The organism is Paenibacillus sp. HJGM_3, assembly GCF_045062745.1.
Taxonomy (GTDB): Bacteria; Bacillota; Bacilli; order Paenibacillales; family NBRC-103111; genus Paenibacillus_AA.
Genome location: NZ_JBJGED010000058.1, coordinates 1 through 11,830 on the forward strand (window position 1 = coordinate 1; position 11,830 = coordinate 11,830).

An 11,830-nucleotide genomic window follows, 5' to 3' on the forward strand; every position below is an offset into this window, starting at 1 on the left:
TCTGTTAAATAATCGCGATCCAAATATGTACCGTCAGGAAAAAATTCTATCTGCCCATATTTCCCGCCGCTTGGAGAAGGCGCTCTCCATGTGCCGACAATAAGCGTACGGATGTCCTTCTTCGCACTTGAGACGGATGCCGAGACGGCGGAGAAGGATGGATTGTCCAAGCTCTGCAAGGCGCTGGAAGCACCGGAAGCTTTATCTTGCGGTTTGGATGCAGGGTTCGTGGAAGTTGAAGTTGTGGCCGCGGGAGGAGTCGGATTAGCTGCAGGATGGCTGGTTTCGGACGTAACGGAAGCCGACTTTCCAAGCATATACACGGCGACGCTCATAAGTAAAGAGGCGAATATAAAAAGCAGATAGGGAACGGTTCTCGATGATTTCATTAGACACTCTCCAAGCGACCACGAAGTTGGAACGGCATACCGGTAAAATTGTCCTATGTAAATATTACCATCAAACAGGCGGTCAGCCTATCATTACACGACAAAAATCGCTATATCTTGTCTGGGTATGGTGAAAGGGGAAACAAGGTAAGCTCGAAAAGGGCTATCCCACGGGCAGATGTTCGCTTCCGGGATAGCCCTAGCTGTAAGATTGTCACCTTGTCACTGCGCTTCCTGCAGCTGGTCCGTATACTTGTCGCGGATCTCCAGGATCTGAGGCAGACTCTCCATGAACGCATCGACGACCGCCGGGTCGAAGTGGTGGCCGCGCTCGTCCTTGAACAAGTTCAAGATCCGGTCGAGCTCCCACGCTTTCTTATACACCCGGTCGCTCGCGAGCGCGTCGAACACGTCCGCGATGCCGGTAATCCGGCCGAAGATGTGGATGTCCTCACCGGCCAGGCCGCGCGGATAGCCTTGCCCGTTCCACTTCTCGTGATGCTGCTCGGCGACGATGGCGGCGGTCTTCAGGATGTGGCGCTTGGAGTTCTTCAGCAGGTTGTAGCCGATCACGGCGTGCGACTTCATCACTTCATACTCTTCCTCCGTCAGCTTGCCGGGCTTCTTCAGCACGGAGTCGGGAATGGCGACCTTGCCGATATCGTGCATCGGCGAAGCCATCTTGAGCAGGTCCGCATCGGAACGGCTCATACCCAGTGCCAAGGCGAGAATGTACGAGTACTCGGCGACGCGCTTCACGTGATTGCCCGTTTCCTTGGACCGGCTCTCGCCGATTTCACCCATGGTGAATATAATTTCCTTCTGCGTCTCCTCGATCTCTTCCGCGAGCATGGCCGATTCGATCGATTTGCCCGAATAAGAGGCGGCGAGACTCAGGTTGCGCAGATCGTGATCGGAGAACACGCCGCTCTCCGTCATTTTGTTGATCGCCTGGTAGCAGCCCATGATCTCGCCCTCATTATTGCGGAACGGAATCGCCATGATCGCCTTCGTCCGGTACCCGGTCTGCTGATCGGTCTTCAGCGCCCCGTTCGCCAGAATATCGCGATACGGCTCGTTCATATACGCGTCGTCGATGAAGATAGGCTCGCCCGTGGCGATGGAATGGCCGGCCAGGCCGGCGCCGGCGGGAATGCGCAGCTCGCTGACCCCGTGAGCCACCTTCGTCCACAGCTCGCCGCGCTGGGTATCGAGCAGCCAGACGGTACAGCGGTCGGCGACTACGATTTCCTTGCCCATGTCGGCCATAAGTGACAACACGTTGTCGAGATGGCGCTCGTTGGCAATTTTGGCCGCATAGTCCAGAATCACCTGCAGCAGTTCGTCGGGCTCCAAATCTTTCTTGATGCGCGGTTTCTCAAATTCATACGTTTCGTGCACTGCGCCACTCTCCTTGCCCATCCTATGGAATTGGCCCGCTGCTTAGACAAGCCTATTAGGGTTGAAACTTATAACCGACGCCCCATACGGTCTTAATATATTGCGGCTCCTTCGGATCGAGTTCCACTTTTTTGCGCAGGTTCGCAATATGGACGTCGATCGAACGCTCGGTCACGAACGATTCGAATCCGCGGAGCGCATTGATCAGCTCTTCCCGGCTGAACACCTTGCCCGGGAACAGGGTGAACAGCTTCATGATCTCGAATTCGGAGAACGTCGTCTCCACATAGTGGCCGTTCACATACAGCGAACGACGCTCTTGATCGAGCTGGACCTGTCGCTGGGGACCGACTGGCGGGGGCTCGACCGGCTCTACGGCGCGAGTGGCCGCCACCTGATGGAGGTGGAATTGGCTCCGGCGGATCAAGGCCGCCATCCGGGCGGTCAGCTCCCGCATGCTGAACGGCTTGGACAGGAAATCGTCCGCCCCGGCGGAAAGCGCATTCACCCGCTCGCTCACTTCCGTCTTCATCGAGACGACCAGGATGGGGACGAGGGAAGTCTCTCTCAGCTTGGTGCAAAACTCGGTCCCATACATATCGGGGAGTACCAGATCCAGCAGCACGATGTCGGGGGCGAACTGAGCCGTCATCCGGAGCCCGTCCGTCCCATTCTCCGATCGCTTGACCTCGTAGCCCTCCTCGGATAAATACATCGCTAACATCTCGCCGATCATCGGATCGTCTTCCACGATCATCACTCTGCTCACGTACAAACCGCCTCTACAACGTAATAAAAGTTAGGAAAATATTAGGAAACTATGTGGATCATAGAGTCGAGAATTGGCAAAGGTATCCTTCTTTTTACTATACTATATGGTAAAATTGACGTCTAGTACGGGCTGGCCGTTCGATAGAGGCCGAGATAGAAGACTAGTGGGGCCGAAAATGTTAAAAATGTGTGAGTTTTCACAAAATGGAGCGGGTCTGGTGCGGTCGTTGCGTTTTGGTATAATGAGGCAGAGAAGTGTGATGCAGATCGGATCGAAACTAAGCACGAGCGGGAAGGGGAAGCGGAATAGCATGGGGGATTGGTGGATGGGGCTGCTCGGGAGCGGCGTGATTGCGGGAGCAGCCTATGTCAAAAAGTCGCTGTCGGGGTCGGGGGCGTTATCCGCGGTTGTGCTGGGTACGGCCTTGTACGCCCTTGGCAGTGCGGCCTGGTTCGGTACGCTGATCGCATTCTTCCTCTCGTCGACGCTGCTCACGAAGTGGAAGCAAACACGCAAAAAAGCCGCAGAGAGCGGCTACGAGAAGACGGGGCGCCGGGACGCGGCGCAGGTATGGGCGAACGGCGGGCTCGGCCTCCTGCTATGCGCCGCCTATGCGGTGTCGCCATCGCCGCTATGGTACGCGGCGTACATCGGGGTGATGGCTGCCGTGAACGCCGACACGTGGGCGACCGAGCTCGGCGGCCTGAGCCGCACCGCGCCCCGGTCGATCCTGACCGGCCGCCGTGTGATGCCGGGCACGTCCGGCGGCGTGACCGCGCTCGGCCTCGCCGCCACGGTGGCGGGCGGCGTGTTCATCGGCGCGGCCGCCTGGCTGCTGCAACGGCTGGACTCGGCGCTCGCGCCGGCCGCCGAGCCGACCGCGGCCGCCGCGCTCGGCCTGGCGCCGCTCCTCGCGCTAGGCGCGCTCGGCGGCGCCGCCGGCTCGCTGGCGGACTCGGCGCTCGGCGCCGCGTGGCAGCGGATGTACCGCTGCCCGGTGTGCGGCCGCGAGGTCGAGACGCGCCGCCATTGCGGCGAGGCGACGGTGCATGTGCGCGGCTGGGCCGCGTTGGGCAACGACGCCGTCAACGTGCTCAGCTCCGCGGTAGGCGGAGCTGTGGCTTTAGGCGCAGCGGCGTGGTGGCTCTGACGTTCCGCCGCTCTGCCAACGGGGTTGGCTTATGCCGACACTTCCAGGTACATTTTCGTCCCATCACGGTATTGGAAAATTGCCACTTGGCTCAGCAGCTCTATCGACAAAATCATCTTCAGCTTCCGCCGGAACTCGAAGTCGTATTCCAGCTCGGACAGCTTCGCGCTGAGCAAGGGCAGCATCGCTGAAGAGGCGTATTGGTGGACGGGAATCGATTTGTTTTTGAATAAGATGACGGATGTTTTCATAGTGCATCATCCTTCCGTTGATTTGTACATGTTTACTCTACTAAATAAACATAAATTTACGATGAAACGCAGGTGAAAACAAAATTTAATTTCTTAGTACGAAGCTAACAATTATCGGTTACAATAGCGGCGAGTGGCAGGATATAGGCGGCGAACGGCCGCCGGGGGAGGGCAACCGTGGTAGTCGTCAATATGGCATTGCTGGCGGTGTTCGTGTCTTTCGCAGGACAATGGTTATTGAAAGCGGATTCAGCAGTGCGTTCCACATTTCGGTTTCAAGTAAGAGTCGGCGTCATTCTCGGCGCTTTCGCAATCGTGCTGATGCTCACCGGCGTATCGATCGAGGGTGGCCGTGCACTAGACTTGCGGCATCAGATGCTGTTCGCGGCCGCTTACATCGGCAGTTTGCCGGGAGCGCTGATCGCATGTTTCGTGATGCTCGCGGGCCTGCTCGTCATGGACCCGCCGTCGATCGTTTCTTCGATCGTGACGACGCTCTTGATCGCGCTGATTAGCGGGTTCGGCTCTCTGAAGCTTCAGCGGGAAGGGGTTCGCACGCTGCTGTTCTGCTGCACGTTCGCGGCGATTTTTTTCGTAGAGCTGGCTTGGGTACAGGGTGACCCGCTCGGCCGAATCGTGTTCCCGTATTTGCTGATCAACACAGGTTGCACGCTCGTCATAGCCGCTTTCCTGCATCACCTGAAGCGCTCCTACGGATTGCTCGATCAGGTGAGAACGGTGCAGCGGGAGCTGCTCGAGCTGCTCCATCTGCAGCCGGGTTATACGCTCAAATTCCGCAAGGAGAACGGACGGTTCGTCCACACGCTTGCGGAAGGGCAGCTCCTGAGCCAGCTTGGCTTCGACCGGCACCAGATGATCGGGACGAGCATCCTGGACGGGGGACGATTGCCGGAGGATCAGGCCCGCTGGTTGAACGACCAATACGAGCAAGCCTGGTTAGGGGAGCTCGTCACCTTCGAAGCCCATTATAACGGGTTGACGCTCTTCATCACGCTTCAGCCGATCCTGGATACCGAGGGGAACACGGTGGAGGTCATCAGCTCCGCCACGAACATCACGGACCGCATTCACGTAGAGCGGACGCTCGTCGAGAGCAAGCTGAAATACCGGACGCTCGTGGACAGTTCCGAGGACTTGATCTTCGGCTTCAACGAGCTCGGGGTCGTGACATCGACCAATCAAAAAGTCGCCGACCTGCTGGGCCGCCCGTTCAAGCAAATTATCGGCCAGCCGTTCCTCCATCTGTTCCCGGGCAAGCATGCCGAGTTGTGGAATCAATATTTCCTCCGCAGCATCGACGAGCGGCGCCGGCTGCGCGTGGAGATGGCGATGCAGCTCGGGGACCAGGGCGAGCGGACGTATTCGGTCACGTTCTCGCCGGTGTTCGGGGAAGACGGAGCGTTTACGGGCATGTCGGGGACGATCCATGATTTGACGGACATTATTAAGAAGAAAGAAGCGGACGAAGCAAACGAAGCGAAAAGCCAGTTCCTCGCCCGCATGAGCCACGAAATCCGTACGCCGCTCAGCGGCATTATCGGCGTGAGCGAGTTGCTCTCCCGGACCGGGCTGACCGATATCCAGCAGGATTACGTCGACAAGATCGAATCGTCGTCCCAGGCGCTGCTCCGCATCATTAATGAAATTTTGGATTTCTCCAAAGTGGAGGCTGGAAAGCTTGGGTTGGAGGCGCACCGGTTTCATTTTGACCTGGTGATGAAAAAACTGGCCGATACGCTCAGCGTCTTCATGGGCAAGCAGCAGATCGAGTTCGTGCTGGATCTCCCCGCCACGCTGCCGGATGTGCTGATCGGCGACGCCCAGCGGCTGGAGCAGGTGCTGCTCAACCTGTGCTCGAATGCTATCAAATTCACGCATAAGGGCCATGTCGCACTGCGGATTACGATGCTGCCGCTGCAGCCGGCCGAGCCGGGACAATCCGTGGCGCTTCGGTTCAGCATTGAGGACACGGGCATCGGCATGTCGGGTGAGCAGCTGGCGCATCTGTTCGAGCCGTTCTCCCAAGGAGACGGGTCGACGAGCCGCAAGTATGGGGGGACCGGCCTCGGGCTCGTCATTTCCAAAAGTCTGATCGAGCTTATGGGCGGATCGCTTCGCGTCTCGAGCGAGCTGGGACACGGGAGCACTTTCTCGTTCGAGCTGACGTTCCCGGTGCCGGAGGACGCGAAGTGGACAACGCAGACGCTTCCGGAGCCGCAGCATGGCCTACGGGTGCTCATTCTGGAGGATTCGCCGATCGTTTACAATCAACTGTGCGACGCCCTCACCTTGCTCCGGCTGCAGACGGCGTGGGTCGCTTCGTGGAAGGAAGCCACGGCGCTCTTGGCTCATGACGACGAGACGCCGTACGATCTCGTGCTGGTCGATATGGAGATGGACGATATGTATGGCGTGGAGACTTGGCAGCAGTTGAGAGCGGCAGCCGAGCGTACAGGGACGCTCACGCTGGCCATGACTTCCGTCTATGGACGCGACGAGCTGATGGGTCTCGACGAGGTGCACCGGCCGGACTCCATCCTGGTGAAGCCAATCAGCCGGACCCGGCTGTTCGAGACGCTGTGCGCGTTGCTTGAACGGAAGCAAGAGGACGGCGCCAAGCCGGCCACGCCGCCCGAGGAGGTTCAGGCCGCGCGCAGAAGCTCGTTCGGACGCATCTTGCTCGCGGAAGACAACCCGATCAATCAATTGGTCGCCACGGAGCTGCTCAAGGAATGGGGGTACTACGTCGAAGTGGCGGTGAATGGGATTGAGGTGCTGCAAAAGATGGAGGCGGAGGACTGGGACCTCGTGCTGATGGACATCCATATGCCGGAGATGGACGGGTATGAGGCGACCCGCCGGATTCGGCAAAATCCGCGTTTCGATTCGATTCCCGTCCTCGCCCTTACCGCCAATGTGATTCGGTCGGATCAGGATACGTACTACCGGATCGGGATGGATGCCATTATTACGAAGCCGATCGATGTGGATTCGATGAGGTTGACCGTCAGCCAATGGATGGCGGCGGACCGGCTGAGTCTGAACCCGCGCGCGGCCGAGCATGGTCCTGGAGCTGGAGTGCATGAGGTGGATGCGGCTCCAATGGCCTCGCTTGTACCGGTGTTGGACGGGATCGACGTAGAGCAGGCGCTGCATCGTCTCGGCGGAAAGCTGCCGCTTCTCACGCATCTCTTGATGCGGTTTCGGGAGCAGTACGGAGCGTTCGCCGCCCAATTGGAGCAAAGTGTAGCTCAGGGTGACGTCCCCGGCGCCAAGCGGATGCTGCATACGTTCCGGGGTGCGGCCGGCAACCTATCCGCGCAAGAGCTGCTCGCGGCCGCTACCGAGATGGAGCAGGCGCTCGGCGCGGAGACGCTGCACGAGGAGCAGCTGCTGGCGCTCCTGCTCGCGGTCAAGCGGGAGCACGCGCGGGTCATCGATTCCATTGCCAGCCTGCAGACCGGGTAATGGCAACTGGAAGAGGCAGGAGATCTACCTGTTAAGATAAAGTAAGGAAAATTCATACATTATTAATCTCGTTCCTTATACTTTGTAAACGATTATCCCGTTTAATAGAGTCAAGTTGAGCGTGTACGGAATAGTAAGACGAGCAAGGGACTCTGTTCTCAACAGAAATGCAGGAACGGGGGATGTATGATGTGGACTAGCGGCGGGATGCCGGTGAAGGCTGAGAAGTGTCAAACGCCCATCGCAACGCCGGATCGATTGACGGGGCTGCCGGACCGCGGCTTTTTCATGCAGGTGTTGATACGAAAAGTATCGGAATCGGTCCTTCAAAACACCGGATTGGGCGTCTTTGTCGTCGCGTTGGATCAATTCCGGATGTTGAACATCACGCAAGGGCATGAGGCCGCGGATCGCGCTTTGAAGACGGTGGCGGACCGGTTGAATAGCGCGCTTTGCGCCCATGTCGACGGGGCTGCGCTGGCCCGGGTAGGGGGCGACGAGTTCGGCGCCGTCCTGCCCTGCCGGACGAAGGAGACGGTCATGCAGCTGGCGGACCGGCTGCTGGAGCTGATCCGGGAGCCGATTCTCGTCGGCTCCCGGGTGATCCGCGTCGCCGCCAGCATCGGCATCAGTTGCGCTGTCGGGCGCGTCGGGCCGGAGCTCTCGGCCGACTCGATGTGGCGCGATGCGAGCCTCGCGATAGACGAGGCCAAGAAGGCCGGCGGCAATCAGGCGCGCCTCTATAACGGAGACGGGGCCGGCCGCCTGCAGCGCCGGGCGCAGCTGGGGAGCCGTCTCGCGGCGGCGATCGCTAGGCAGGAGCTGACATTGGAGTATCAGCCGCAGGTCGACCTGGCGACGAGGCGCATTACCGGGCTCGAGTGTCTGCTCCGCTGGAACAGCCGGGAGCTCGGCTATATCGCCCCGTATGAGTTCGTTCCAATCGCGGAGGAGACAGGGCTCATCGTGGAGCTAGGCGATTGGGTACTGCGCGAGGCATGCCGCCAGAGCCGCGAATGGGCTGATCGGTACGGTCTGCAGCTGCCGGTGTCCGTCAACGTATCATCGCGTCAATTCCAGGAGCGGGGGCTGCCCGAGCGGATCGAATCGATCTTGCGCGACACCGGCTTGACGCCGGACGGGCTCGAGCTCGAGCTGACCGAGAGCTTGACGCTGACGCAGCAGGCGGCGGCGTCTCTGCAGCGCCTGAAGCGGATCGGGATCCGGATTGCTCTGGACGACTTCGGTACCGGGTACAGCTCGCTCAGTTATTTGCAGAAGCTGCCCATCGACATTCTCAAGATTGACCAATCGTTCATTCGGGAGATGACCGACAGCCCGGTTAACCTGGCGATCGTGCAGACGATTGTCGCGCTGGCCCAGCACCTGAAGCTGCGCGTTGTTGCCGAGGGCGTCGAGAGCCTGGAGTCGGCCCGTCTGCTTCAGGGCATGCGCTGCCATGCCGCGCAAGGCTACTACTTCAGCCAGCCGGTAGCGGCGGAACGGGTGGCCGGCCTCGTACGCGACTGGGCGCTATGCCCGATTGAGGAGACGAACGACAACAAATAAAGGATTTCGTCGGATCTTGGCGAATACAATATTTTCATAGGCATGGAGTAGCATGCATCAGGTGGAATTCGCGTGTATTTTCTACCTTTAGTCCTGCATGGATCGTGGGTCAGGCTAGATTAGAGAAAGGGCGAGCATCTCTCGTCCTAGTAGAAAGAGGGGTATGTTGGTGAGTGACGAAGTCGTCCTAAGCGAGTACAATCATACTTGGCCGATGGACTATCTCCGCGAGCTGCAAGCCATAGCGAAGCTGCTTCCTCTGGAGGAGATTGTCGATATCCAGCATATCGGCAGCACGGCCGTGCCGGGGCTCGCGGCCAAGCCGATCATCGACATCCTCGTGGGCTTTCGTTCGTTCGCCTTCGCCGAGACGCAAGTTCATGCGCTAGACGCCCTACATTACGAGTACGTCGAGTCGCTCAGTGTACCGGGCGGGCGATTGTTTCTGAAGATGGAGCCGCGCATCCGGCATATTCACTTCGTGGAGTATGGGACGGAGCATTGGGAGCTGCCGATCCGGTTCCGGAATTACATCCGGGTGCACCGGGAAGACCGACTGGCCTACGAAGCGCTCAAGCGGCGCAATGCGGAGCAGTTCCGGCATCATCGGGCCGGCTATACGCAGGCGAAGACGGCGTTCGTGCTGGGCGTGCTGGAGAAGGCGGCCTTGGCCGAGCAGCCCCCTTCCGAGTGAAATATATCGAGGCCGGGATTGGCAACCGCTGGTGGATCCGGACCGAGACGGAGCTGGAGGACGGGACGGAGGTCGAGGAGCCGGGGCTCGTGGGCCCGATCCGGGTGCGCTCGGTGTATGTCCGGTGTTGGGTCGGCCGCACGGTCGTCCTGTGGGATTCGAAGGATGGCTGGAAAAAAGTCCGGAAGTCGCGGCGCGCTTGGAAATTCCTCCTTGGTGTTGTAAGCTGGTGAGGAGGAGGAGGATGCATCTATGAGCGAACGAACGCGCGTTTCGACCGGCTCGCCCTGGGAGCCGGTCGTCGGCTATTGCCGGGCTATCCGAGTGGGGGCGATCGTCGAGGTCGCCGGGACTACGGCGATGAAGGACGGCCAGCCGGTGTTTCCGGGGGATGCGTATGCGCAGACCCGATATGTGTTGCAGCTGATTGAAGGGGCCTTAGGCGAATTGGGGGCTTCAATGAACGATGTCGTGCGGACGCGCATGTTTGTGACCGACATCTCTCAATGGGAGGCGATCGGAAAAGCGCACGGGGAGTTCTTCGCGGATGTGAGGCCGGTCGCTACGATGGTGGAAGTGAAGGCGCTCATCGATCCGGCGCTGCTCGTTGAGATTGAAGTGCAGGCGATCGTGGATTGAGCGGAAATGTTGCGCGATGATGTAACATTGGGCCGGTTTTCGGCCCTTGCTGCAATAATGAGCCCAAATGGCAACCTTGAACAAATTTACGCTGACCGACCTGTAACACGATTTTTCCGGCTTATTTTCGCCAATCGCCCCTCTGACCGACCCGTAACACGATTTCCGGCTTGTTCCCGCCAAACGCCCGCTTACCGACCCGTAACACGATTTTCTGGCTTATTTTCGCCAACTGCCCCGCATACCGACCCGTAACACGATTTTTCCGGCTTATAATGATAAGTGGCAGGTGCGGATCGAAATAGCAGGCCGGGCGAGCTTACTCACTTCGCGGCGAGCAAGCCGCGGATGAACGCCGCGACGCCGTCGCGATTGTGGTGCGGCGCGACGTGGTCCGCCGCCTCGAGCACCGCCGGCGGCGCCTGCTCCATCGCCACGCCGAGCCCGGCCCAGCGCAGCATGGCGATGTCGTTCGTGTCGTCGCCGAAGGCGGCGACCTCTGCAGCCGTGACGCCCAAGCGGCGGCACACGGCCGACAGGCCGGCGGCTTTGTCCACGCCGGCCGGATGCACGTCGATCCGGTCGATGCGCGCCGGATCGCGGCTATAGGCGGCCAGCGCGAAGCGCGGGTCCGCCGCCAATCGGTCGAACGGCCCGCGCAAACAGCGCGCCGTTCGGCCTCTCTCAAGAGCGCCCGCGTCCGCAGCCGACTTGCCGGCCGCGTCCTCGAGCAGCACCTTCAGCCATTCGAAGCCCGAATGGCCGCTCTCCGCCAGCTCTCCGCCGGGCAACCAATCGTACACCCCTTCCACGCAATACGCCCGGTAGCCGAGCTCATGCTCCAGCGCGAACCGGTGCAGCCACTCGCGCTCCGGTTGTGGCAGCGAGGAGCGGTGCAGCAGTTCCCCCTCCGGCAGCCATACCTCGCAGCCGTTCGAGGTGACGATCGGGGCGATCAGTTGAAGCTCCCGGGCGAACGGCAGCACCTTCGAAATATGACGGCCGGTCACTAGCGTGATCTCCAGTCCGCTTCGCCGTGCCTCGTCCAGCGCCCTCCGGTTCTCCAGCGACAGATGCCCCCGCTGATTGAGAAGCGTTCCGTCCAAATCGAAAGCCAGCAGCTTCAACCCGTTTGTCGCATTCCGCCCTTCCAGATCAGCCCACTCCGCAGTCATCGTCCAACCTCCCGCTTAACTCTTCTTCCTCCATTATAAGACATCCTTCAAGGAAAATGGGAATCCAAACCCGCGGTTCCGCCTTGTCCCGATCCACATTGTTAGGAGAAGTTTACAAATAAGCAGGTCAAGTTGACTATTACCGTGAATTTTCGGGCGAATCTGCGCAATAGTAAGGCTATCTTCGGTTAATAGCAAAGTCGACTTTGTTAATTGTAAGGTTAGCCGTTACTACTTAGGTTCCCTTTTCAAACTCCATAATATTGGTTAATAATTCCTAACCAAACCATGGAGCGATGGG

11 protein-coding genes are annotated in these 11,830 nt (G+C 59.4%); 6 read left to right on the forward strand and 5 right to left on the reverse strand.

Annotated elements, in window-relative coordinates:
• The 3 genes from ACI5FR_RS33725 to ACI5FR_RS33735 form a co-directional block, all read right to left on the reverse strand.
• On the reverse strand, positions 1 to 389 hold a 389-nt coding region (locus ACI5FR_RS33725), incomplete at its 3' end, for a hypothetical protein (RefSeq protein ID WP_405462744.1).
• A 222-nt stretch (positions 390 to 611) separates the two neighbouring features.
• On the reverse strand, positions 612 to 1,790 hold the full coding sequence (locus ACI5FR_RS33730) for an HD domain-containing phosphohydrolase (RefSeq protein WP_405462745.1): 1,179 nt from the start codon (positions 1,788 to 1,790) through the stop codon (positions 612 to 614).
• Between the two features lie 55 nt (positions 1,791 to 1,845).
• A complete protein-coding gene (locus ACI5FR_RS33735; RefSeq protein ID WP_405462746.1) occupies positions 1,846 to 2,559 on the reverse strand; it encodes a response regulator transcription factor in 714 nt (237 codons plus the stop codon).
• Positions 2,560 to 2,872: 313 nt separating this feature from the next.
• Between ACI5FR_RS33735 and ACI5FR_RS33740 the strand changes: the two genes are divergently transcribed.
• Positions 2,873 to 3,712 (forward strand): DUF92 domain-containing protein, encoded by an 840-nt coding sequence (locus ACI5FR_RS33740; RefSeq protein WP_405462757.1) that lies wholly within the window; start codon positions 2,873 to 2,875, stop codon positions 3,710 to 3,712.
• Positions 3,713 to 3,741: 29 nt separating this feature from the next.
• Here the strand turns inward: ACI5FR_RS33740 and ACI5FR_RS33745 are convergent, their stop codons facing one another.
• Entirely contained in the window at positions 3,742 to 3,963 is a 222-nt protein-coding gene (locus tag ACI5FR_RS33745) for a hypothetical protein (protein WP_405462748.1), read from the reverse strand.
• 177 nt (positions 3,964 to 4,140) lie between these two features.
• Between ACI5FR_RS33745 and ACI5FR_RS33750 the strand changes: the two genes are divergently transcribed.
• From ACI5FR_RS33750 to ACI5FR_RS33770, 5 genes are all read left to right on the forward strand, one after another.
• Positions 4,141 to 7,452: a response regulator gene (locus tag ACI5FR_RS33750; protein ID WP_405462749.1), complete on the forward strand. Its 3,312-nt coding sequence runs from the start codon at positions 4,141 to 4,143 to the stop codon at positions 7,450 to 7,452.
• Positions 7,453 to 7,638: 186 nt separating this feature from the next.
• A complete protein-coding gene (locus ACI5FR_RS33755) occupies positions 7,639 to 9,021 on the forward strand; it encodes a putative bifunctional diguanylate cyclase/phosphodiesterase (RefSeq protein WP_405462750.1) in 1,383 nt (460 codons plus the stop codon).
• Positions 9,022 to 9,190: 169 nt separating this feature from the next.
• Positions 9,191 to 9,715, forward strand: coding sequence for a GrpB family protein (locus ACI5FR_RS33760; RefSeq protein WP_405462752.1), 525 nt, complete (start codon positions 9,191 to 9,193; stop codon positions 9,713 to 9,715).
• Complete coding sequence (locus ACI5FR_RS33765; protein WP_405462753.1) at positions 9,712 to 9,948, forward strand: DUF3977 family protein; 237 nt, start codon at positions 9,712 to 9,714, stop codon at positions 9,946 to 9,948. Before ACI5FR_RS33760 ends, ACI5FR_RS33765 begins: the two co-directional genes overlap by 4 nt.
• A gap of 19 nt (positions 9,949 to 9,967) precedes the next feature.
• Positions 9,968 to 10,354 (forward strand): RidA family protein, encoded by a 387-nt coding sequence (locus tag ACI5FR_RS33770; protein ID WP_405462754.1) that lies wholly within the window; start codon positions 9,968 to 9,970, stop codon positions 10,352 to 10,354.
• Between the two features lie 323 nt (positions 10,355 to 10,677).
• Here the strand turns inward: ACI5FR_RS33770 and ACI5FR_RS33775 are convergent, their stop codons facing one another.
• A complete protein-coding gene (locus ACI5FR_RS33775; protein WP_405462756.1) occupies positions 10,678 to 11,529 on the reverse strand; it encodes an HAD family hydrolase in 852 nt (283 codons plus the stop codon).
• Positions 11,530 to 11,830: the final 301 nt, after the last annotated feature.